The sequence below is a fragment of the Alkalihalophilus pseudofirmus genome (assembly GCF_029094545.1).
Taxonomy (GTDB): domain Bacteria; phylum Bacillota; class Bacilli; order Bacillales; family Bacillaceae_D; genus Alkalihalophilus; species Alkalihalophilus pseudofirmus.
The window spans coordinates 2530225-2552888 of sequence record NZ_CP117835.1 but is presented as its reverse complement, the minus strand read 5'-3'; the positions used below and the strand labels follow the sequence as shown (position 1 = coordinate 2552888).

At 40.3% G+C, this 22664-nt stretch carries 22 protein-coding genes; all 22 read left to right on the top strand.

Going from position 1 to position 22664, the window contains the following annotated elements; all coding sequences use genetic code 11:
• Window positions 1–30: 30 nt before the first annotated feature.
• The 22 genes from nusA to PQ478_RS13570 all read left to right on the top strand — a co-directional run bounded on the left by nusA (window position 31) and on the right by PQ478_RS13570 (window position 22631).
• On the top strand, window positions 31–1167 hold the full coding sequence (gene nusA / locus PQ478_RS13675; RefSeq protein WP_075682678.1) for a transcription termination factor NusA: 1137 nt from the start codon (window positions 31–33) through the stop codon (window positions 1165–1167).
• 19 nt (window positions 1168–1186) lie between these two features.
• The gene (gene rnpM / locus PQ478_RS13670) at window positions 1187–1459 is read left to right on the top strand and encodes an RNase P modulator RnpM (protein ID WP_075682679.1); all 273 of its coding nucleotides are present in this window, start codon (window positions 1187–1189) and stop codon (window positions 1457–1459) included.
• A complete protein-coding gene (locus PQ478_RS13665) occupies window positions 1460–1771 on the top strand; it encodes a YlxQ family RNA-binding protein (protein ID WP_012959348.1) in 312 nt (103 codons plus the stop codon).
• A 16-nt stretch (window positions 1772–1787) separates the two neighbouring features.
• The gene (infB, locus tag PQ478_RS13660) at window positions 1788–3893 is read left to right on the top strand and encodes a translation initiation factor IF-2 (RefSeq protein ID WP_075682680.1); all 2106 of its coding nucleotides are present in this window, start codon (window positions 1788–1790) and stop codon (window positions 3891–3893) included.
• Complete coding sequence (locus tag PQ478_RS13655; protein ID WP_022628137.1) at window positions 3890–4171, top strand: DUF503 domain-containing protein; 282 nt, start codon at window positions 3890–3892, stop codon at window positions 4169–4171. The genes infB and PQ478_RS13655 overlap by 4 nt, the downstream gene beginning before the upstream one ends.
• 24 nt (window positions 4172–4195) lie before the next feature.
• Complete coding sequence (gene rbfA / locus PQ478_RS13650; protein ID WP_012959345.1) at window positions 4196–4537, top strand: 30S ribosome-binding factor RbfA; 342 nt, start codon at window positions 4196–4198, stop codon at window positions 4535–4537.
• Between the two features lie 118 nt (window positions 4538–4655).
• Window positions 4656–5567, top strand: a complete 912-nt coding sequence (truB, locus tag PQ478_RS13645; RefSeq protein ID WP_354004549.1) for a tRNA pseudouridine(55) synthase TruB — start codon at window positions 4656–4658, stop codon at window positions 5565–5567.
• A gap of 35 nt (window positions 5568–5602) precedes the next feature.
• Window positions 5603–6550 (top strand): bifunctional riboflavin kinase/FAD synthetase, encoded by a 948-nt coding sequence (gene ribF, locus PQ478_RS13640; protein WP_012959343.1) that lies wholly within the window; start codon window positions 5603–5605, stop codon window positions 6548–6550.
• Between the two features lie 129 nt (window positions 6551–6679).
• Window positions 6680–6949 (top strand): 30S ribosomal protein S15, encoded by a 270-nt coding sequence (gene rpsO, locus PQ478_RS13635; protein ID WP_012959342.1) that lies wholly within the window; start codon window positions 6680–6682, stop codon window positions 6947–6949.
• A gap of 206 nt (window positions 6950–7155) precedes the next feature.
• Window positions 7156–9270 (top strand): polyribonucleotide nucleotidyltransferase, encoded by a 2115-nt coding sequence (gene pnp / locus PQ478_RS13630; protein WP_289234610.1) that lies wholly within the window; start codon window positions 7156–7158, stop codon window positions 9268–9270.
• Window positions 9271–9415: 145 nt separating this feature from the next.
• Window positions 9416–10393: a polysaccharide deacetylase family protein gene (locus tag PQ478_RS13625; protein WP_012959340.1), complete on the top strand. Its 978-nt coding sequence runs from the start codon at window positions 9416–9418 to the stop codon at window positions 10391–10393.
• A 17-nt stretch (window positions 10394–10410) separates the two neighbouring features.
• The gene (locus PQ478_RS13620; RefSeq protein ID WP_289234609.1) at window positions 10411–11652 is read left to right on the top strand and encodes a M16 family metallopeptidase; all 1242 of its coding nucleotides are present in this window, start codon (window positions 10411–10413) and stop codon (window positions 11650–11652) included.
• 85 nt (window positions 11653–11737) lie between these two features.
• The gene (locus PQ478_RS13615; RefSeq protein WP_012959338.1) at window positions 11738–11980 is read left to right on the top strand and encodes a YlmC/YmxH family sporulation protein; all 243 of its coding nucleotides are present in this window, start codon (window positions 11738–11740) and stop codon (window positions 11978–11980) included.
• Window positions 11981–12170: 190 nt separating this feature from the next.
• On the top strand, window positions 12171–13046 hold the full coding sequence (gene dpaA, locus PQ478_RS13610; RefSeq protein WP_289234608.1) for a dipicolinic acid synthetase subunit A: 876 nt from the start codon (window positions 12171–12173) through the stop codon (window positions 13044–13046).
• A gap of 71 nt (window positions 13047–13117) precedes the next feature.
• On the top strand, window positions 13118–13711 hold the full coding sequence (gene dpaB / locus PQ478_RS13605; protein WP_012959336.1) for a dipicolinate synthase subunit B: 594 nt from the start codon (window positions 13118–13120) through the stop codon (window positions 13709–13711).
• Between the two features lie 153 nt (window positions 13712–13864).
• Complete coding sequence (gene asd / locus PQ478_RS13600; RefSeq protein ID WP_012959335.1) at window positions 13865–14911, top strand: aspartate-semialdehyde dehydrogenase; 1047 nt, start codon at window positions 13865–13867, stop codon at window positions 14909–14911.
• 15 nt (window positions 14912–14926) lie between these two features.
• A complete protein-coding gene (gene dapG, locus PQ478_RS13595; RefSeq protein ID WP_289234607.1) occupies window positions 14927–16153 on the top strand; it encodes an aspartate kinase in 1227 nt (408 codons plus the stop codon).
• 39 nt (window positions 16154–16192) lie between these two features.
• Window positions 16193–17068 carry a 4-hydroxy-tetrahydrodipicolinate synthase gene (dapA, locus tag PQ478_RS13590; RefSeq protein ID WP_289234606.1) on the top strand — a complete coding sequence of 292 codons (876 nt, stop codon included), beginning with the start codon at window positions 16193–16195 and terminating at the stop codon, window positions 17066–17068.
• 331 nt (window positions 17069–17399) lie between these two features.
• Window positions 17400–19067, top strand: coding sequence for a ribonuclease J (locus PQ478_RS13585; protein ID WP_012959332.1), 1668 nt, complete (start codon window positions 17400–17402; stop codon window positions 19065–19067).
• 107 nt (window positions 19068–19174) lie between these two features.
• Window positions 19175–19924, top strand: coding sequence for a ClpP family protease (locus tag PQ478_RS13580; RefSeq protein WP_289234605.1), 750 nt, complete (start codon window positions 19175–19177; stop codon window positions 19922–19924).
• Window positions 19921–20145: a YlzJ-like family protein gene (locus tag PQ478_RS13575; RefSeq protein WP_012959330.1), complete on the top strand. Its 225-nt coding sequence runs from the start codon at window positions 19921–19923 to the stop codon at window positions 20143–20145. Before PQ478_RS13580 ends, PQ478_RS13575 begins: the two co-directional genes overlap by 4 nt.
• A 119-nt stretch (window positions 20146–20264) precedes the next feature.
• Window positions 20265–22631: an FtsK/SpoIIIE family DNA translocase gene (locus PQ478_RS13570; RefSeq protein WP_289234604.1), complete on the top strand. Its 2367-nt coding sequence runs from the start codon at window positions 20265–20267 to the stop codon at window positions 22629–22631.
• Window positions 22632–22664 lie beyond the last annotated feature (33 nt).

Sequence of the window (22664 nt, the reverse complement as noted above, 5' to 3'; positions counted from 1 at the left end):
TGTGGAAGTTGAAAGGGGGATGTTCCATTCATGAATAGTGAATTTATGGATGCGTTAACGACATTAGAGAAAGAAAAAGGTATAAGTAAGGAAGTTATTATTGAGGCGATTGAGGCTGCACTTATTTCAGGATACAAACGTAATTTCAGCCAGGCACAAAATGTTCGCGTGGACGTCAACCGGGATAACGGAAGTATCCGTGTATTTGCACGCAAAACGATTGTGGAGGAAGTCTTTGATGCACGTCTTGAAATCTCATTAGACGAGGCTAAATCAATCAACCCTAATTACGAAGTAGATGATGTCGTCGAGATTGAAGTAACACCAAAAGACTTCGGCCGTATCGCTGCGCAAACAGCTAAGCAGGTGGTCACGCAACGTGTGCGTGAAGCTGAAAGAGGCATCATTTATTCTGACTTCATTGATCGTGAAGAAGACATCATGACAGGGATTGTGCAACGCCAAGACCATCGCTTCATTTATGTGGATTTAGGCAAGGTTGAAGCGCTTCTTCCTTTAAATGAACAAATGCCTAATGAAACCTACAAGCATAATGACCGCATCAAAGCGTTTATTACAAAAGTAGAAAAAACAACTAAAGGACCACAAATTTTAATCTCACGTACACACCCTGGCCTCTTAAAACGTTTATTTGAGCTTGAAGTGCCTGAGATTTATGATGGAACTGTGGAAATTAAATCCGTCTCTCGTGAAGCTGGTGATCGTTCTAAGATTGCTGTACATGCAGAGAATCCAGAAGTTGATCCAGTAGGCTCGTGTGTAGGGCCTCGCGGACAGCGTGTACAAACAATTGTAGATGAATTAAAGGGCGAGAAAATTGATATTGTCCGCTGGTCAGAAGATCCAGTTGAATATGTAGCTAATGCACTTAGCCCATCTAAGGTTGTCAAAGTAAACGTGAATGAAGAAGAAAAGATGACTCAGGTTATTGTACCGGATTATCAACTATCACTAGCAATCGGCAAGCGCGGACAAAATGCACGCTTAGCAGCTAAACTGACAGGCTGGAAGATTGATATTAAGAGTGAGTCAGAAGCAAGGGAGTTAGGTCTTTTAAATGAGGAAGACAATTCTGCTTCTGAATATGAAGACCCAGCAAGTGAAGAAGCATTTGTTCCTGATGTAGAAGATTACAACGAAGAGTAAGAAGAAGGAGACGGGGCCAATGAAACAGCGCAAAGTTCCTCTCAGAAAATGCATTGTTACTCAAGAAATGAGACCGAAGTCCGAACTTGTTCGGATTGTGCGTACGCCTGAAGGTGAGGTTGAGCTTGATCTTACAGGGAAGAAAAATGGGCGAGGCGCTTATCTCAGTAACAGTGAAGAATGCTTTTTGGAAGCTAAAAAGAAAGACAGCTTATCTAGACACCTTCAAGTGAAACTTACCGAAGAACAGTACGATCAGCTAGAAATTGAGCGTAAAAAGGGGCGTAAGTAGATGACGTCAAAGCAGCCGAAGTGGATTTCACTTCTTGGGCTATGCGCTCGTGCAAGGCAGTTAGTAACTGGGGAAGAGCTCGTCATTAAAGATGTACGCAGCCGGTCAGTAAGGCTGGTACTGCTCTCAAATGATGCAGCTGAACAGACAAAGAAAAAGATATTGGACAAATGTGGCTATTATTCAATTCCTGTTCGAATTGTGAGCGATCGAACTACACTTGGAAATGCGATCGGTAAGGCAGAACGAGTGGTAGTAGGGATAAAAGATCCAGGATTCGCTAAGAAAATGACCGCATTATTGGACCAATAATTGTGGAGGTACGTATATGAGCAAAATGAGAATATATGAATACGCAAAAGAGAAGAACGTTCCTAGTAAAGATGTCATTGAGAAGTTGAAATCAATGGATGTATCTGTTTCGAATCATATGTCCTACATTGATGATGCGGCTATTGCTAAATTAGAAGGCAAGCCGGCTCCTGCGAAGACTGAAGCAAAAAAAGAAAAGCCTGCAAAACCAGCAGGTAAGCAACAAGGGAAGGCTACTAATCATATGAATAATAATAACAACAACAAGAAAAAAGGCAATAACAGACCTAATCAGCAGCAAAATCGCGGTAAGCAGCAAAATAAGCGTCATGACAAACCACGTCAAGAGCCGCCAAAGCCAAAACCATTACCAGAGAAGATTACTTTTGTTGAATCATTATCAGTTGCAGAGCTTGCTAAAGCATTAGGCAAAGAGCCTTCTGAGCTGATCAAAAAACTGATGGCGCTTGGTGTGATGGCAACGATTAACCAAGAGCTTGATAAAGATACAATCGAGCTGATCGCGGGTGATTACGGAGTAGCGGTTGAAGAAGAGATTGTTGTAGATAAAATTGACCTTGATAGTTATGTGGAAGAAGAAAAAGAGGAAGACTTAAAAGAGCGTCCTCCAGTTGTTACAATCATGGGTCACGTTGACCATGGTAAAACAACCTTGCTTGACTCTATCCGCAACACAAAAGTAACAGCAGGGGAAGCTGGCGGGATTACTCAGCATATCGGTGCCTATCAAATTGAAACAGACGGCAAACCGATTACATTCCTTGATACTCCAGGTCACGCAGCATTTACAACAATGCGTGCGCGTGGAGCTCAAGTAACAGATATTACGATTCTTGTCGTAGCGGCAGATGACGGCGTAATGCCGCAAACAAAAGAAGCAATCAGCCATGCCAAGGCTGCTGGTGTGCCAATCATTGTTGCTGTGAATAAAATGGATAAGGAAGCCGCTAATCCAGACCGTGTAATGCAAGAATTAACAGAGTATGAACTTGTTCCTGAAGCTTGGGGCGGAGATACGATTTTCGTTAATGTTTCAGCATTAAATGGTCAGGGTATTGATGAACTATTAGAAATGGTCCTTCTAGTAGCAGAAGTTGCTGAATTAAAAGCGAACCCAGACAGAATGGCTCGTGGAACTGTTGTTGAAGCTGAGCTTGATAAAGGCCGCGGTGCAGTAGCTACTTTATTAGTACAAAATGGCACGCTAAATGTTGGTGATCCAATTGTAGTAGGGAACTCATTTGGACGTGTTCGTGCAATGGTTAACGATTTAGGACGTCGCGTGAAAACTGCAGGACCTTCTGCTCCAGTTGAAATTACTGGACTTAATGAAGTTCCACAAGCTGGTGATCAGTTCCAAGTATTTGAAGATGAAAAAACTGCTCGCCAAATTGGTGAAGCACGTATGAGCCGTCAACGCGAAGAAAACCGCGCTGAGAACTCTAAAGTCAGCCTTGATGACTTATTTAATCAAATTCAGCAAGGTGAAGTAAAAGATATTAATATCATTATTAAAGCGGACGTTCAAGGTTCGGTTGAAGCGATGCGCGGTTCATTAGAGAAAATCGACGTAGAAGGTGTTAAAGTAAATATTATCCATACGGGTGTAGGTGCCATTACAGAATCTGATATTATTCTTGCATCAGCATCAAATGCGATTGTTATTGGCTTTAATGTACGTCCTGATGGAGGAGCTAAGCGTACTGCTGAAGTTGAAAAAGTAGATATCCGCTTACACCGTGTTATCTATAATGCAATCGATGAAATTGAATCAGCGATGAAAGGAATGCTTGATCCTGAGTTTGAAGAAAAAGTCATTGGTCAAGTTGAAATCCGTACAACGTTTAAAGTATCTAAAGTGGGTACAATCGCTGGAGCTTATGTTACAGAAGGTAAAATTTCACGCGATTCAACTGTACGTTTAATTCGTGATGGGATTGTCATCTATGAAGGAGCTATTAATGCGCTTAAACGTTTCAAAGATGATGCAAAAGAAGTAGCAGCCGGTTACGAGTGCGGTATTACTCTAGAGAAGTTTAATGACATCAAAGAAGGCGATGTGATTGAGGCTTACGTTATGGAGGAAATCGAACGTAAATGATCATCGGTTCAGTCCGTTGCGAGCTTCTAATTTACGACGTGCATTCACTTAAAGAAAAACGTTCTGTGCTAAAAAGTCTTCAAACTAGATTAAAGCAGCGTTTCAACCTAGCAGTAGCAGAAACCAATTTTCAAGATGTATGGCAGCGTGCAGAGCTCTCGATAGTGACTGTTTCAAATCAGAAAGTGATTTGTGAGCGAGAGCTCGAGCGGGCACTTAAATTCATTGATATTGAATCAGAGGCTGAGCGCACGCTGACAACATATGAGTGGTTATAATCGTATAAACAGAGGTGAACAACTATGAGTAACGTTCGAGCACATCGTGTAGGAGAACAAATGAAAAAAGAGCTAAGTGATATTATTATGCGGGAGTTGAAAGATCCTCGTATCAGTTTTGTCACAATTACTGGGGTAGATGTAACAGGCGACCTGCAGCAAGCGAAAGTATTCATTACCGTTCTTGGAGACGATGCGCAAAAAGAATCCACATTAAAAGGACTTTCAAAAGCAAAAGGATTTATTCGTTCGGAGATTGGAAAGAGAATCCGCCTGCGTAAAACACCAGAAATTACGTTTGAATTTGATGAGTCCATCGAATACGGAAATCGAATTGAAACATTGATTAATGATTTAAACAAATAACGACTTAAATAAATAAGTTCAGCGTTTTATTAGAATGCTGCTAAGAGGATAGGGGGCGCATGCTCTCTATCCTCTTTCGCCTTTGAGAATAAGAGCAAGGAGTACGATAATGAATAATATTGAAGGAATTTTACCGTTATTAAAACCTGCAGGGATGACTTCTCATGATTGCGTCATGAAAATCCGCAGACTGTATCAAACAAAAAAAGTAGGCCATACAGGAACACTTGATCCAGATGTCGTAGGGGTCCTCCCTATTTGTATCGGCAAGGCGACAAAGGTGGCTCAATACATGTCCGATTACTCTAAAACGTATGTAGGAGAAGTAACCATTGGTTTTTCGACGACTACAGAAGATGCAAGCGGAGAAGTAGTTGAGACAAAGGGTGTTAATAAGCCTTGGTCTAAAGAGGACATCATCGCCTTATTAAACTCCTTTAAAGGAGAGATTACTCAAATCCCTCCGATGTATTCAGCGGTTAAAGTTAATGGTAAGAAATTGTATGAATACGCAAGAGCTAATCAAACGGTTGAACGGCCAACAAGGAAGGTCAGGATTCATCGATTAGAGTTAACTAGCGATCTAACCTTAAATGAAACATCAAACACATTTTCTTTTTCTTTTGAAGTGGAATGCAGTAAAGGGACGTATGTACGAACACTTGCAGTTGATTTGGGAAAAGCTTTGGGATTTCCTGCGCATATGTCCCATCTAAAGCGGACAGCTTCTGGACCCTTCACAACGGAGGTATGCACCTCTCTTTCCGAGCTTGAAGAAATGGAGGGCGTAGATGAACGTGTAAAAGTTTTAAGGCCGTTAGATGAAGCAATAGCTCATCTCCCTATGCTCATTGTAGATAACGAGGTAGAACAGCTGATAAAATACGGATCAGTTTTATCAGAAGAAAAAGGGTTAGATGAAATGCGGTTTACCGTATATAATGGACAAGGGGAATGCTTAGCCATTTATCAAAAGCATCCTACTAAGCCTGGATTAATTAAGCCGGAAAAAATGATCTGGACAAGTTAGTTTACCTGAAGTAAAGCAGAAAAAGGGGAATTATGATGGATACGATTTATTTGCATCACCCAATTGAAGCGAATACCTTAAAAAAACGTCCAATTGTATTAGCACTTGGATATTTTGATGGGGTTCATATTGGACATAAAAAAGTAATTGAAACTGCCTGCAGGCAAGCAGCTAAGCTGGGTGTGGAAGCAGCTGTTATGACCTTCCATCCACATCCAAAAGAGGTGCTGCGAAAAGAAGCACACCCTATGCCTTACCTCACTCCGCTTCCTTTAAAGGAAAAGAAAATTGCTGAGCTTGGTGTGGATACGCTTTATGTCGTTAACTTTACTAAAGAGTTTGCGTCTTTAACGCCTCAACAATTTGTTGATGATTATATTATTTCACTAGATGCTGTACATGTAGTAGCTGGCTTTGACTTTACATATGGTTCTCTTGGCAAAGGGACGATGGAAACCTTAGTCTTTCATTCTAGAAATAAATTTGACCAAACCACTGTCAGCAAAGTAGAACAAGGCGACATCAAAATCAGTTCTACAAAGATTAGGGAGCTGATTGAGGAGGGCAGTGTAGAGAAGATTCCTGCTTATCTAGGAGAGCCTTACTACGTGTTAGGAAAAGTAGTCGATGGTGATAAGCGCGGCCGCACCATTGGTTTCCCAACGGCTAATGTAGCGGCAATTGACCGGATGAAGATACCTAAAACCGGGGTATATGCCGTACGTTTTCAAGTAAAGGGGAATTGGTACAACGGAGTATGTAATATTGGCTATAAGCCTACGTTTAATCAAGAGAAGAAGGAGCCAACGATCGAAGTAAATATTTTTGATTTCAACCAAGAAATTTACGGGGAACAGGCTGTGGTCGTTTTTGAACGCAGAATAAGGGCTGAGAAAAAATTTAATGAGATCAATGAATTGATCTCACAGATTAATAAAGATAAAGAAGAAGCGATTGAATATTTTGCTGAAAAAAGCTGTTAAGTTTCTTGCATTCTGAAGCTGAACGTTGTATAGTAAGGGTTGTACTTCAAGTACACATCCGTTTCGTGGCAGAGCGACTCACCGACGCTTGCTAGGGAATAGGAGATTATTTAAAGGGAGGTGAATAGGATGGCATTAACACAAGAGCGCAAGAACGAGCTAATTGCTGAGTTCAAAACTCATGATACTGACACTGGTTCTCCAGAGGTTCAAGTAGCTATCCTTACTGAGCAAATCAACACATTAAACGAGCACTTACGTACTCACAAGAAGGATCACCATTCACGTCGTGGTCTTTTAAAGATGGTTGGTCAACGTCGTAACTTGTTAACGTACCTACGTAACAAAGATGTTACACGTTACCGTAACCTTGTTGACAAGCTTGGCTTACGTCGATAAGTTATGATGAAAGCGGGAAGATTTCCCGCTTTTTTTCTACATTTATAAGTGTTGGAAAATGATCCCTACATCACATCGATATGTAGGGTCTTTACATAACAGAGCCTATAACCCCGAGATTTGCCATTGACTCTTTTATTTTTCACATAAATCGGTAATAATAAGAAAAGAATGAATAATTTTAGTGTACGAGAGGAGTACGCGTAATGGAACAAGAAAGACAAATTTTTTCAATTGACTGGGCAGGCCGTGAACTAACGGTAGAAACAGGTCAATTTGCTAAACAAGCAAATGGAGCAGTACTTGTTCGTTATGGTGATACAGCTGTATTATCAACAGTAACCGCTTCAAAAGAGCCAAAAAACTTAAACTTCTTTCCGCTTACTGTAAACTACGAAGAGCGTTTATATGCAGCAGGAAAAATCCCAGGAGGCTTTATTAAGCGTGAAGGCCGTCCTAGTGAAAAAGCGATCTTAGCGAGCCGCCTAATTGATCGACCAATCCGCCCTCTTTTCCCTGATGGCTTCCGTAACGAAGTTCAGGTAATCAGTATTGTTATGAGTGTGGATCAAAACTGTTCCTCTGAAATGGCTGCGATGATCGGTTCATCTTTAGCATTATCGATCTCAGACATTCCATTTGATGGACCAATTGCTGGTGTTACGGTTGGCCGTAAAGATGGCGAACTGATCATTAACCCAACAACTGAACAGCTAGAAGAAAGTGATATTGATCTAGTAGTAGCGGGTACAAAAGATGCAATTAACATGGTTGAAGCAGGGGCCGATGAGGTGCCTGAAGAAACGATGCTTGAAGCGATTATGTACGGTCACGATGAAATTAAACGCTTAGTGGCTTTCCAGGAAGAAGTAGTACAAGCTGCAGGAAAAGAGAAAAAAGAAATCCAGCTTAAACAAGTTGATGCTGAGCTTGAGTCTGCTGTTCGCAATTTAGCTGAAGCAGATCTTAAAAAAGCGGTTCAAGTCCAAGAAAAGCATGAACGTCAAGCAGCGATTGATGCTGTGATGAAGCCTATTATTGAGAAGTATGAAGAAGAGCAAGAAGAGCTTGTAGGCGATGTGCGAGAAGTTCTTCAAAAAGTAGTAAAAGAAGAAGTACGCCGTTTAATTACGGTTGAAAAAGTGCGTCCTGATGGCCGTGCGATTGATGAGATTCGTCCCCTAGCTTCACAAGTTGATCTATTGCCTCGTACACATGGATCAGGTCTTTTTACAAGAGGACAAACTCAAGCGTTAAGCATTTGTACACTAGGAGCACTTGGCGATGTGCAGATTCTTGATGGACTTGGTATTGAAGAGTCTAAACGCTTTATGCACCATTACAACTTCCCGCAATTTAGTGTAGGGGAAACAGGACCGATCCGTGGACCGGGCCGTCGTGAAATTGGTCATGGTGCTTTAGGTGAACGTGCCCTTGAACCGATCATTCCAAGTGAAAATGACTTCCCATACACAATCCGTCTTGTGTCAGAAGTTCTTGAATCAAATGGTTCAACTTCTCAAGCAAGTATTTGTGCAAGTACTTTAGCAATGATGGATGCTGGTGTACCTATTAAAGCACCGGTAGCAGGTATTGCGATGGGTCTTGTAAAACAAGATGAGCATCTAACGGTATTAACAGATATTCAAGGTATGGAAGATGCGCTTGGAGATATGGACTTTAAAGTAGCAGGTACTAAAGAGGGTGTAACTGCTCTGCAAATGGACATAAAGATCTCTGGTATTAACCGTGAAGTTCTTGAGCAGGCTCTTGAACAGGCTAAGCGCGGCCGTATGGTTATTTTAGATAATATGCTATCTGCAATCAGCGAATCTCGTAGTGAATTATCTGAGTATGCTCCTAAAATTATGACTATGCATGTGAATCCAGATAAGATTCGCGATGTTATTGGACCAAGCGGTAAGATGATCAACAAGATTATTGAAGAAACTGGTGTCAAAATTGATATCGAACAAGATGGTACAGTTTACATCTCTTCAGTAGACAGTAAAATGAACGAACAAGCTCGTAAAATTATCGAAGACATTGTTCGTGAAGTTGAAGTTGGTCAAACGTACCTTGGTAAAGTAAAACGTATTGAGAAGTTTGGAGCGTTTGTCGAGCTATTTAAAGGGAAAGATGGCCTTGTTCATATTTCTCAACTAGCTGAGGAACGTATTAATAAAGTAGAAGATGTCGTAAGTATTGGCGATGAGATTTTAGTTCGTGTAACTGAAATTGATAACCAAGGACGAGTGAACCTGTCTCGTAAAGTCATCTTAAAAGAAGAGAAAGAAAAACAAGAACAAGCAGGAAAATAAGATGAAGGAGACAAGGATAATCTTGTCTCTTTTTTAGTCGTTGCGGCATTGACCTTACTTCCTTAACTAAATAAGGGTATTAGGAAGCTTGTTCTATCAACCTTCTTTATTGCATAGTATGCCAATAGAAGGAGGATTGATTAGAATGAAAAAGTTTGTATCTGTGTTATTTCTAGGCTGCTGTTTAATGGTTATTTCTTTTGGAGCGGTGCAAAATCCGTTCTCTTTGCAATACATAAATGAATTGAAGCAAGATACAACAATGGTTATGAAGCAGCAAGATCCTCTTTATGAAGAAATTGAACTGAATAAAGAACAATTTGAAGAAGATGCGATAGATGCAAGGGTGGATCCGGTCTGGAAGGCTCTCCCTGGCTACAACGGGTTAAAGGTTGACGTTGATGCCTCCTATGATAAGATGAAGAAGCTGGGAACATTTAATGAGGATAGGCTTGTATTTAAGGAAACAGCACCGTCGGTTCATTTAGAGGACCTGCCTCCGACACCTATTTATAAAGGGAATGAAAAAAAGCCCATGGTCAGTTTTTTAGTGAATGTGGCATGGGGAAATGAGTATATTCCTGAAATGTTAAAGGTGATGAAGGATTACGGTGTGAAGTCGACCTTTTTTTTAGATGGATCTTGGGTTAAAAACAATCCGAAAATGGCTACAATGATACTAGAACAAGGTCATGAAATAGGAAATCATGCATACTCGCATCCTGATATGAAATCACTAACTACTGAAAGAGTAAATGAAGAATTACAAAAAACAAATGACGTCATACTTGCTACGTTAGATGTTACACCTAAGTGGTTTGCCCCGCCTAGCGGAAGTTATTCTCAAAGAGTGGTAGATCAAGCTCGTGCTCATGGAATGATGACCATCCTATGGTCGGTTGATACTGTAGACTGGAAAAAACCACATCCTGATGAAATGGTCAATCGTGTTTTAAATAAAGTACATCCTGGAGCGATGGTTTTGATGCATCCAACCGAGCCTACAGCGGCCGGGCTCAAGGAGATGATTGAAGGGATTCAAGCAAAAGGGCTTGAACTTGGTACGGTTTCAGAATTAATGAGTGAGACAAGAATTCATAATGGTGTAACCCTGGATGACTAATTTTAGGGGGATATAGATTGATACAAAAGATTGAATTAGATAATGGTGTACGAATTATGGCAGAGGCAATTCCGACGGTAAGGTCTGTTTCTATTGGAGTATGGATAGGAACAGGTTCTCGTTATGAAGAAGTGCATGAAAATGGTATTTCCCACTTTTTAGAGCATATGTTCTTTAAAGGCACAAAAAAGCGAAGTGCTGCAGATATTGCCGAGGCATTTGATAAAATCGGCGGTCAAGTGAATGCATTTACCTCAAAAGAATATACGTGCTATTATGCAAAAGTGCTGGATGAGCATGCACCGATTGCTGTAGATGTATTATCGGACATGTTCTTCAACTCTGAATTTGAGGCGAAAGAGCTTCAAAAAGAAAGAAATGTCGTGCTTGAAGAAATAAAAATGGTGGATGATACTCCTGATGATATTGTACATGATCTCTTAAGTAAGGCGGCTTATGGTGAACATTCATTAGGCTATCCTATTTTAGGAACACAAGAGACTCTTAAAACATTCGATGAAGAGGCGCTACGTTCTTACATGGACCGTTACTATACTGGAGACCATGTGGTCATTTCTATTGCAGGAAATATAACGGATGAGGTCATTCAATCGATCAAAGATATTTTCAAAGAGGTTAAACCAACAACTTATCAATATGAAGCCAGTGCACCACGCTTTCAATCGGAGTTGATTACACGTAAAAAGGAAACGGAACAAGCACATTTATGTCTTGCTTATCCTGGTTTAGAAATTGGCAATAAAGATGTCTATTCCTTAATTCTGCTAAATAACTTACTAGGAGGCAGCATGAGCAGCCGCCTGTTCCAAGAAATTAGAGAAAAGCGTGGATTATGTTATTCCGTATTTTCTTACCATTCCTCCTATCAAGACAGCGGTATGTTGACCGTCTATGCAGGTACGGCATTAGAGCAATTAGATGAGCTGGTAGTTGCCCTTAATCAGACAACAAGCCGACTGTGTGAAGCAGGAATGAATGAAAAAGAACTTCAAAATGGGAAAGAACAATTAAAAGGAAGCTTAATGCTAAGTTTAGAAAGTACCAATTCAAGAATGAGCAGAAACGGTAAAAATGAGTTGATGTTAAAGCGCCATCGCACGTTAGACGATATTTTAGCTGAGATCAATAATGTTACATTAGAAAATGTTAATCGTCTTGCTCAATCACTGCTTTCCACTGAACCTGCTATTTCACTTATTAGTTCAACCGGAGAAGTTCCTAAATCGTTAAGAGCCTAAGCGAGATAGACCAGCTATATAGCTGGTCTATTTTAATTGCCGTTCTCATATACTATCATAAACCCTTAGAGAACGGAGGAAGAGCATGCGGCTAAGTGAGATCAGCAACAAAGAAATCATTGATTACCAAAAAGGAGAACGCATGGGAATCCTAGGTCAGACAGACCTACTGATTAATGAGGAAACGGGAGAAATTGAAGCGTTTATTGTACCGACGATGAAATGGTTTGGATTTGGTAAAAAAGAAAAAGAAGTGACGGTATATTGGAATCAAATTAAAAAGATTGGTCAAGATATGATTATCATAGATATGGGTTTTCCTGATTAACACACTGCAGATAGGCAGTGTGTTTTTTTGTTTGAGTCATGTCTTTTAAATCACTCCCTTTATTCACCCATTATCAAGTTTATACATATGCTATCGTGAATCAATTCAGATACTGTTACTCCCTCCAACGTATATAAAACTGACGACATGTGGGGGCGAAGGCTACTTTAGGAAAGGGGCAGGGACGCTGATGTTAACGGGTAAAGTAATAGTCGTCATCGGGGGTGACGCAAGACAGCTTGAGATTATTCGCAAATTATCAACGCTGGATGCAAAGCTTTCATTAGTTGGTTTTGACCAATTAGATGATGGTTATATAGGGGCATCCAAGCAATCGATTGATGATGTGAAGTGGAATAAAGTCGATGCGATCTTGCTTCCGGTAAGCGGAATGAACAATGAAGGGGAAATTGAAACCATTTTCTCGAATGAAAAAGTAACATTAACACCCGAGATGTTCAGTCAAACACCTCAGCATTGCACCATTTTTTCAGGGATCACAAATGACACCCTTAATCAATACGTAAAAAAAGCGAAACGAAGACTTGTTAAATTAATGGATAGAGATGATATAGCTATTTATAACTCGATTCCTACTGCAGAAGGAACCATTATGATGGCAATACAACATACGGATATTACGATCCATAGTGCGTGTGTAGCTGTTATAGGATTAGGTCGAGTAGGAATGTCTGTAGCGAGAACATTTGATGCCCTAGGTGCAAATGTTAAAGTTGGGGCAAACGAGTCACATCAACTAGCAAGAATCACAGAAATGGGATTAACGCCTTTTCATACCGATCACTTAAAAGAAGAATTAGCAGATGTAGATATATGCATTAACACCGTTCCCGAATTAATCATTACTGCAAAGGTTCTCGCAGAGATGCCGCTGCACGCTCTTATTATTGATCTAGCCTCAAAGCCAGGGGGGACGGACTTTAGGTATGCTGAAAAGAGAGGGATGAAAGCACTGCTTGCACCAGGTCTCCCAGGAATTGTCGCCCCTAAAACGGCTGGGAAAATATTAGCCAATGTACTTTCAGATCTCTTGCAAGAAGATTAGAAAAACAAAAGAAGGTTCACCTATTTAAGAAAACATCCCGAAGCTTTTTATAATTGTTGAGGAGGGTTCATATGTCTTTAAAAGGAAAGCATATAGGATTTGGTTTAACAGGATCTCATTGTACGTATGATGCTGTACTGCCAGAAATGCAAAAGCTGGTAGACCTAGGGGCAAAAGTAACACCTTTTGTCACATATACAGTCGAATCTACTGATACGAAATTTGGGGACAGTGCAGACTGGTTAACCAAAATTAAAGAAATCACTTCAGAACCGATTGTTAATTCAATAGTAAAGGCGGAACCATTTGGTCCGAAAACTCCGCTTGATTGTATGGTTGTCGCACCTATTACAGGTAATTCAACGAGTAAGTTTGCTAATGCATTAACAGATTCCCCTGTATTAATGGGAGCTAAAGCAACACTTAGAAATGGAAACCCTGTTGTTCTTGGCATATCAACAAATGATGCCCTCGGACTTAACGGTGTAAATATCATGCGTTTAATGGCAACGAAAAATATTTACTTTATTCCATTCGGGCAGGACGATCCTGTTAAAAAACCTAACTCGCTTGTTGCTAGAATGGAAGCATTAGTGGATACAGTGGAGTCTGCCTTAGCTGGCGTACAGTATCAGCCTGTGCTGGTAGAAAAATTCAAAGATTAGCGATTAGACGAAGTTGCACAAATGAATGATTTCCCTTAAAGTTTAATAGAGGAAATTGACGAAAAGTTGAATTTATTGTGCTATAATCAGTTCAATCGCGTCAAGATAACGTAATCTATTAAACTTATGAACGCAGGAAGGGGAACTACACAAATGACAACATCAAACTATCATGTAGCTGTTGTAGGTGCAACAGGTGCGGTCGGACAACAAATGCTAAAAACATTAGAGGAGCGCAATTTTCCAATTGGGAAATTAACTTTACTTTCATCCAAGCGTTCAGCTGGTAAAGAAATCACTTTTAAAGGTGAAACATATATCGTAGAAGAGGCTACTCCTGAATCTTTTGAAGGAGTTCACGTTGCTCTATTTAGTGCTGGAGGGTCTGTATCAAAAGCACTCGCACCAGAAGCCGTAAAGCGTGGTGCTATTGTTGTTGACAATACAAGTGCATTTAGAATGGATGCCGATGTTCCGCTTGTTGTGCCTGAAGTAAATGAAGAAGATCTTCGTAATCACAACGGAATTATTGCCAACCCTAACTGCTCTACCATTCAAATGGTTGTAGCGCTTGAGCCGATCCGTAAACAGTATGGCTTAACAAAAGTAGTTGTGTCTACTTATCAAGCGGTATCTGGGGCAGGGCTTGAAGCTATTGAAGAAATGAAGAGCCAAACACAATCTATTTTAAATGGAGAAGAATTCACTCCTGAAATACTTCCGGTTGGCGGAGATAAAAAGCATTATCAAATTGCATTTAACGCTGTTCCGCAAATTGATTTATTCCAAGAGAATGGCTATACATTTGAAGAAATGAAAATGATTAATGAAACAAAGAAAATTATGCATATGGAATCGCTAGAGGTTGCGGCTACTTGTGTACGTCTTCCGATTGAAACAGGACATTCTGAATCTGTATACATTGAGACAGAAAAAAGCGGCGCAACTGTAGAGGAGTTAAAGGAATTATTAAAAACAGCTCCAGGTGTTACCCTTCAAGATGATCCAGCAAATCAAGTCTATCCGATGGCTGCTGATTGTGTCGGCAGGGAAGATGTATTTGTCGGCCGTATCCGTCGCGATCTTGATCGTGATAATGGTTACCACATGTGGGTTGTTTCAGATAACCTTATTAAAGGTGCTGCATGGAATTCAGTTCAAATTGCTGAGAGCTTAGTAAAATTACAACTGTTATCGTAGAAGAGTAGGTGGCTTATGAAGATTATCGTTCAAAAATTTGGAGGAACCTCTGTTAGAGATGAGGAGGTTCGAAAAAAAGCAGCGCAGCATGTGATGAAATCTGTTCAGGAAGGCTACAAAGTGATTGTTGTAGTATCTGCTATGGGACGAAAAGGTGAACCTTATGCAACAGATACTCTTCTTGGGCTGGTTGATTCTAACCATATATCAAAACGGGAACAGGACCTTCTGGTTTCATGCGGGGAAGTCATTTCATCTGTCGTATTCACAGAGCTGATCAATGAGCTTGGAGCTAACGCAATGGCCTTAACAGGTGCTCAGGCTGGCTTTAGAACAAATGATGATTTTACAAGTGCTAAAATCCTTGAAATGCGTTCGGATCACCTTAAGAAGCTTTTAGAAACGAAGGATGTAGTGGTTGTTGCTGGATTCCAGGGTCAATCTAAAACAGGGGAAATTACGACACTAGGGCGTGGTGGAAGTGATACGTCTGCCACTGCTCTTGGAGCTGCAGTAGGAGCTGAATGGGTCGATATTTTCACAGACGTTGAAGGGGTCATGACAGCAGATCCGAGAATCGTCTCAGATGCAAGAGCGCTTGATACGATGACTTACAATGAAATCTGTAATATGGCGTATCAAGGGGCAAAAGTGATTCATCCGCGTGCAGTAGAAATTGCCATGCAGGCTAAAATCCCTATTCATATTCGTTCTACCCATTCACAAAGCCGAGGTACGCTTGTTACATCTATGCTTTCCGATAAGGCAGCACAGGATGTTCAAGACAGAACGATAACGGGGATTGCTCATCTGTCAAACATCACGCAAATTAAAGTGCTGGCTAAAGATGGGCAGTTTGATCTTCAAGAGAAAGTATTTAAGGCTATGGCCAATGAGAAGATCAGTGTTGATTTTATTAATATTAATCCAAGAGGGGTCGTCTACACAGTGTCTGATGAAGTAGCTGACCGTGCTCTGTTAATTTTAAAAGAAATGGGATATGAGCCTGAAGTTCAAAGGCATTGTGCAAAAGTTTCTGCGGTAGGTGCAGGAATGAGCGGTGTGCCTGGGGTAACGGCTAAAATTGTTGGAGCCTTGTCGCGTGAAAACATCCAAATACTGCAATCGGCCGACTCTCATACAACGATCTGGATACTCGTCAAAGAAGAAGATATGAAAAAAGCGGTTAATGCACTACATTACATGTTCCATTTAGAAGAAGCAGGGAATAAGCAACTGTAATGGGTCAGCTAGTATTGCTCTTGTAAGGAGTTGGGCATTATGGATTTTGGCCATGTTTGGACGGCTATGGTCACTCCGTTTGATTCGTTAGGTAATGTTGATTTTGATAAAACACGAAAGCTGATTGATTATTTGCTTGACCGTGGGACAGATGCGTTGGTGATTGCTGGTACTACTGGCGAATCCCCTACGCTTACAAAAGAAGAAAAAATTTCGTTGTTTCATTTGGCTGTGAAACACGTAAATAAAAGAGCCGCTGTTATTGCTGGAACTGGCAGCAATAACACGGCTCAAACAATTAAATTAACAAAAGAAGCAGCTGAGGCCGGCGTGGATGGTGTTATGCTTGTAACACCATACTATAATAAGCCTTCACAGCAAGGATTGTATGATCATTTTCATGCTGTGGCCGCATCTACAAAACTGCCTGTTATGCTCTATAATGTGCCAGGGAGAACCTCTGTCAATTTAGAAGCTGAAACCGTAATTAGGCTATCAGAAATAGAGAACATTACAGCAGTAAAAGAAGCGAGTGGCGATTTGGAGCAAATGGCCGCTATTATCGAAGGAACGGCTGAGGATTTTTTTGTTTACAGCGGTGATGATTCACTTACGATTCCTGCATTAGCCATCGGCGCTGATGGGATCGTCTCGGTTGTTTCTCACGTGGCTGGTAAACAAATGCAGCAAATGATTCAATCATTTATAGCTGGGAATGTAGTGAAAGCAGGTGATATTCACCGAAAACTTTTACCTGTAATGAAAGCCATGTTTCATGCGCCAAATCCAACTTGTGTAAAATATGCTTTACAAGTATGCGGATTGGATACAGGCGGCGTGAGACTTCCTTTGGTTCCTCTAACAGCGCAAGAACAGTACGTTGTAAAAACAACGATTGAAGAGTCTAACCTTTAAGGTTAGGCTTTTTTTATTACATGATTTTGGTAGTAAAGGAAGTTCAGTCTTGTGTTTCATTTCATGAATAAGGTATACTGATTTCAAGTGATTCGTACGGGTTGTTAAGAGCACAAGATTAAATATATGCTTTTTTCTGTATTCGGAACCAATTATGTTAAAGGGTTAGAGTGGCTCACAGCACAGAGCTCATGTTAATTCCAACCATTAGTTTAAGTGAAATCATTATATTAATAGCGTATTAGAAAGAATTTATTTGCTTGTTTTATGCAGATGAGATTCCTTTCTTAATGCATATATCGTTTATTTTATTGTTTAGGAGGAACGCCAAGTGTCAAAGCAACAGACAGAGAAAGTACGTGTTTTTGCCTTAGGTGGAGTCGGAGAAATCGGCAAAAATATGTACGGAATAGAAGTAGACGACGATATTATCGTCGTTGATGCAGGATTAATGTTTCCAGATGATGATATGTTGGGAGTAGACATTGTCATTCCTGATGTATCTTATTTGGTCGAACAAAAAGACCGTGTTAGAGGAATTATTTTAACTCATGGTCATGAGGATCATATCGGCGGTTTAAGTTATGTATTAAAGAAAATTAATGTTCCAGTTTACGGGACAAAACTTACTCTAGGGTTAGTGGAAGAAAAGTTAAAAGAAGCGGGAATACACCGTCAAACGACATTAAAATTAATTGATTCAAATTCAAGAATCAAGGTTGGTTCAACCAATGTCTCGTTTTTCCGAGTGAATCACAGTATTCCTGATTCGGTTGGTGTATGTGTTGAAACGTCGCAAGGAGCGGTCGTACATACGGGAGATTTTAAATTTGATCAAACTCCGGTAGATGGAAAACAAGCAGATATCGGTAAGATGGCTGCCATAGGATCTAAAGGAGTTCTTTGCTTGATGTCTGATAGTACGAATGCAGAGCGCCCTGGAACGACAAAATCTGAAACTGAAGTTGGACAAGGAATTGCAGAAGTATTTGAACATACAGATGGCCGTATAATAGTGACCACCTTTGCTTCAAATGTTCACCGAATTCAGCAAGTTATTCATGCAGCTGTTAAAGCGAACCGCAAATTAGCTGTCGTCGGTAAAAGCATGGTTCGTGTGTTATCCATTGCTTCAAAATTAGGTTATTTAGAAATGCCAGATAACCTCCTTATTGAGATTGATGAAGTGAATAAATACAAAGATCATCAATTAGCAATATTAACAACAGGCAGTCAAGGCGAGCCGATGAGTGCGTTAACAAGAATGGCTAAAGGTGCACACCGTCAAATAACGATTACAGAACATGATACCGTTATTATCGCTGCATCGGCTATCCCTGGTAATGAACAATCTGTTTCAGGTATTATCGATAAATTGCACCGCATTGGAGCAGATGTCGTATATGGCCAAACAAAAGTGCATGCTTCAGGCCACGGTAGTCAAGAAGAGTTAAAGCTGATGCTCAACTTAATGAAACCTAAGTTCTTCGTTCCTGTTCATGGGGAATTCCGTATGCAGCATGCGCACCGTGCTCTAGCTGTTGAAGTTGGGGTTAAAGAAGAACATATCTATCTTGTTGATAAGGGGGAAGTCATTGAGTTTACAAAAGGACAAGCTAGAAGGGGAGGCAAAGTACCTTCTGGAAATGTTTTAATCGATGGCTTAGGTGTAGGAGATGTTGGTAATATTGTATTACGCGATCGCCGCCTCTTATCAAAAGACGGTATTCTGGTAGTCGTTGTTACGTTAAATAAGAAAACCGGTGAGATAGTTTCAGGTCCAAACATTATTTCTCGTGGATTTGTGTATGTACGTGAATCAGAGAAACTTCTTGAAGATTCAAATGAGCTTGTAAGCAATATTTTAAAGAAATGTGTAACTGAGAACGTTAATGAATGGTCTTCACTTAAGAGTAATGTTCGTGAAGGGTTAAGCCGTTATTTGTTCGAACAAACGAAACGAAGACCAATGATACTTCCAATTATTATGGAGGTATAATGGGGAAAGGCATGTCGCATAAGACATGCCTTTTTGTATGGATAAGAATGATTTTCCTTCATCACGCTCATACTACGATTACATAACAATGAAGGAGGAAAATAATCATGTCGGATTTTTATCAAGAAGATCAGCCGCAAGCGCCGCAGCAGCCTCAAAAAGACCAAAAGGGGTCAGGCATCTTAGAGAAGATTCAAGAATTAGGACAAACAAATGTCCCTGATATGGATGCTTCAAATATCCATTGTATGACCATCATTGGACAAATAGAAGGCCATATGCAGCTGCCTCCTCAAAATAAAACAACAAAGTATGAACATATTATCCCTCAGCTTGTAGCAGTTGAGCAGAACCCTAAAATAGAAGGACTATTATTAATATTAAATACGGTGGGCGGAGATGTTGAAGCAGGCTTAGCAATTTCTGAAATGGTTGCATCCATGTCTAAACCGAGTGTCACATTAGTACTTGGAGGAGGACATTCCATCGGTGTACCCATTGCCGTAGCAGCAAACTATTCATTCATTGCAAAAACAGCAACGATGACGATTCATCCGGTCAGGCTGACAGGTCTTGTGATTGGTGTACCACAAACGTTCGAATACCTTGATAAAATGCAGGAACGTGTCATTAGTTTTGTTACACAGCAGTCAGGGATCTCGGAAGAAAAGTTTAAAGAATTAATGCTGTCTAAAGGAAACCTCACCCGTGATATTGGAACAAATGTAGTCGGCACCGATGCTGTTGAGTATGGGTTGATTGATGAAGTAGGTGGGATTGGCAGTGCACTTAAAAAATTAAATGAGTTAATCGATGCGAATAAACCGGTAAAAGAAAAAGGAGATATGGTGCAATGATTTTATACACCATGATGCCAAGAGAACAGATTTTCCCAGAAGAAGAACATAGTTATGCGACACAACAAGTGGTAAATTGTGCAGAAGGACAGCTGATTGTTGAACAAATTAATGCAAGCCAATATAAAGTGGTAAGACTTATAAGCGGAAATGCGATGAATTACTTGAATCCTAACTTATCTCCAGGGACGATCATTCAAGCAAAACCTCAATTTTATTGATGTAGCGCTAACCTTTATTATGCTATAATTAATTTAATCCAAGCATGGTCGAAGCAGCCAATTTTGGCTGCTTCTTCTCTATGCTTATCACATGTAACAATGCTAAAGAGGTGAGATAGATGGCAAGACGAAAAAAGAAAAAAAAGACCGAGTGGAAGTCACAGCTTACATACGAATTAATTGGACTCGGATTATTAGTCATTGCCGTCGTAACATTGGCAAGGTTAGGAACAGTTGGGGAAACATTTGTGAGACTGTTTCGTTTTTTCTTAGGACAATGGTTTGCAGTGCTTGCAGTTGGATTATTAGTGGTAGCCCTGTACATAATGATTAAAAGACAGCTGCCTTCTTTTTGGTCAAGAAGAATGGCTGGATTTTATGTGATGATACTCTCTTTAACTTTATTCAGCCATGTAGGGTTATTTCATCATTTAAATAACCGAGAAGGGTTTACAGACCAATCTGTCATTCGTAATACCTGGACGTTGTTTTGGATGGAGATGAGAGGAGAGGTGCCGCCAACAGATCTTGGAGGCGGGATGATAGGGTCTATTGCTTTTGCAATCAGTCATTTTTTATTTGCTGAGGCAGGTACATATTTTCTATGTTTTATCTTATTTATTATTGGAATTATTTTATTAACAGGCCGTTCATTATCTGAATTATTAAGTAAAGTATTTAAAAAAGGCTACGTATTCATAGCAGATACGATTCTCTCTCTTGTAGATGAAGTTAAAAGCATGAAAGAAAAAACAAAGCAAAAAGTAACAGATGAAAAACAAGCTTACGAAGAACGCAAAAAACAGCGTCAAAAACAAAAAGAAGAAGACTCTTTAGACGATATAATGATTGAGCCTGAAGAAGAAGTTGAACCTGAAATTGTTGACTTTACTCAAAAAGCTTATCAAGAAGAAAGGACGCAAAGACAACAATCGGATGATGAACAGGAGAAAAAGCCACAGGTAAAGCAGAAAGAGGGAAAAACAGAGGGAAAAGCAGAAGATCAGGACGAGGTGACGGTTCCGCTTGTCACAGCAGCTCAAGAAAATGAATCCTACAAGCTTCCAGCGCTTGATGTTCTAAAACTTCCGCATAAAACTGGGCAATATAATGAGAAAAGACAGCTGGCATCGAATGCAAGAAAGCTTGAGCAGACTCTTGAGAGTTTTGGTGTTAAGGCCAAAGTATCAAAAGTTCACTTAGGTCCAGCTGTTACCAAATATGAAGTCCACCCAAGTGTTGGAGTCAAAGTAAGTAAAATTGTAAACCTAGCAGATGACTTAGCTCTTGCTTTAGCAGCAAAAGATATTCGGATGGAGGCACCTATTCCAGGTAAATCTGCGATTGGGATTGAGGTTCCTAATCAGGAAGTAGCAATTGTGACGTTAAGGGAAGTGCTTGATTCAGAGAAAGCAAAAAAGGATGAAAATGTACTAGCAGTCGGACTAGGTCGGGATATATCAGGAGAGCCTGTACTCGCTCCTTTAAATAAAATGCCCCATCTTCTCGTTGCCGGAGCGACAGGCAGCGGAAAGAGTGTGTGTATTAATGGTATTATTACTAGTATACTCATGAAAGCAAAACCTCACGAAGTAAAGCTGATGATGATTGATCCTAAAATGGTTGAGCTTAATATGTACAATGGAATTCCCCATCTTTTAACACCTGTTGTAACAGAGGCTAAAAAAGCTTCACAGGCGTTAAAAAAAGTGGTCGCTGAAATGGAAAGAAGGTATGACCTGTTTTCTCATACGGGAACAAGGAACATTGAAGGTTATAATGAATTGATCAATAAGCAAAATAAACTAGAGGATGCAAAGCAGCCGACACTGCCTTATATTGTTGTGATCGTTGATGAGCTGGCAGACTTAATGATGGTTGCTTCTGGTGATGTAGAAGATTCCATAGCAAGACTTGCGCAAATGGCGCGAGCAGCAGGTATTCATATGATTATTGCGACACAAAGACCATCTGTAGATGTTATTACCGGTGTGATCAAAGCGAATATTCCATCAAGAATAGCTTTTGGCGTTTCCTCGCAAACGGATTCAAGGACCATACTAGACTCAGGTGGAGCGGAGAAATTGTTAGGCCGAGGAGACATGCTGTATCTGCCAATGGGAGCCACTAAACCGACACGGATCCAAGGAGCATTCTTATCGGATGGTGAAGTGGAAGAAGTCGTTGATTTTGTCATATCACAACAAAAAGCACAGTACCAAGAAGAGATGACACCAACAGATGCGCCAGAAGTGAAAGAAAAAGCAGAGGACGAGTTATATGATGATGCGGTACAATTAGTAACAGAAATGGAGACCGCCTCAGTATCTATGCTTCAACGGCGTTTTCGTATCGGATACACACGTGCAGCACGTTTAATTGATGAAATGGAAGTAAGGGGTATAGTCGGTCCTTATGAAGGAAGCAAACCAAGAGAAGTTCTTGTTTCTAAAGTGGAAAATGAAGATATAGATGCTACATCATAAAGTGGAGAGAGAGAATAAGTTCTAAAGGAGTGG

Bases quoted from the DNA above. Each gene is read 5' to 3' on its own strand.
- dapA (WP_289234606.1), top strand. From the start codon at position 16,193: ATGGATTTTGGCCATGTTTGGACGGCTATGGTCACTCCGTTTGATTCG.
- PQ478_RS13625 (WP_012959340.1), top strand. From the start codon at position 9,416: ATGAAAAAGTTTGTATCTGTGTTATTTCTAGGCTGCTGTTTAATGGTT.
- rpsO (WP_012959342.1), top strand. From the start codon at position 6,680: ATGGCATTAACACAAGAGCGCAAGAACGAGCTAATTGCTGAGTTCAAA.
- dpaB (WP_012959336.1), top strand. From the start codon at position 13,118: ATGTCTTTAAAAGGAAAGCATATAGGATTTGGTTTAACAGGATCTCAT.
- asd (WP_012959335.1), top strand. From the start codon at position 13,865: ATGACAACATCAAACTATCATGTAGCTGTTGTAGGTGCAACAGGTGCG.
- PQ478_RS13570 (WP_289234604.1), top strand. From the start codon at position 20,265: ATGGCAAGACGAAAAAAGAAAAAAAAGACCGAGTGGAAGTCACAGCTT.
- rbfA (WP_012959345.1), top strand. From the start codon at position 4,196: ATGAGTAACGTTCGAGCACATCGTGTAGGAGAACAAATGAAAAAAGAG.
- PQ478_RS13580 (WP_289234605.1), top strand. From the start codon at position 19,175: ATGTCGGATTTTTATCAAGAAGATCAGCCGCAAGCGCCGCAGCAGCCT.
- PQ478_RS13575 (WP_012959330.1), top strand. From the start codon at position 19,921: ATGATTTTATACACCATGATGCCAAGAGAACAGATTTTCCCAGAAGAA.
- rnpM (WP_075682679.1), top strand. From the start codon at position 1,187: ATGAAACAGCGCAAAGTTCCTCTCAGAAAATGCATTGTTACTCAAGAA.
- PQ478_RS13655 (WP_022628137.1), top strand. From the start codon at position 3,890: ATGATCATCGGTTCAGTCCGTTGCGAGCTTCTAATTTACGACGTGCAT.
- dpaA (WP_289234608.1), top strand. From the start codon at position 12,171: ATGTTAACGGGTAAAGTAATAGTCGTCATCGGGGGTGACGCAAGACAG.
- ribF (WP_012959343.1), top strand. From the start codon at position 5,603: ATGGATACGATTTATTTGCATCACCCAATTGAAGCGAATACCTTAAAA.
- PQ478_RS13615 (WP_012959338.1), top strand. From the start codon at position 11,738: ATGCGGCTAAGTGAGATCAGCAACAAAGAAATCATTGATTACCAAAAA.
- infB (WP_075682680.1), top strand. From the start codon at position 1,788: ATGAGCAAAATGAGAATATATGAATACGCAAAAGAGAAGAACGTTCCT.
- dapG (WP_289234607.1), top strand. From the start codon at position 14,927: ATGAAGATTATCGTTCAAAAATTTGGAGGAACCTCTGTTAGAGATGAG.
- PQ478_RS13665 (WP_012959348.1), top strand. From the start codon at position 1,460: ATGACGTCAAAGCAGCCGAAGTGGATTTCACTTCTTGGGCTATGCGCT.
- nusA (WP_075682678.1), top strand. From the start codon at position 31: ATGAATAGTGAATTTATGGATGCGTTAACGACATTAGAGAAAGAAAAA.
- pnp (WP_289234610.1), top strand. From the start codon at position 7,156: ATGGAACAAGAAAGACAAATTTTTTCAATTGACTGGGCAGGCCGTGAA.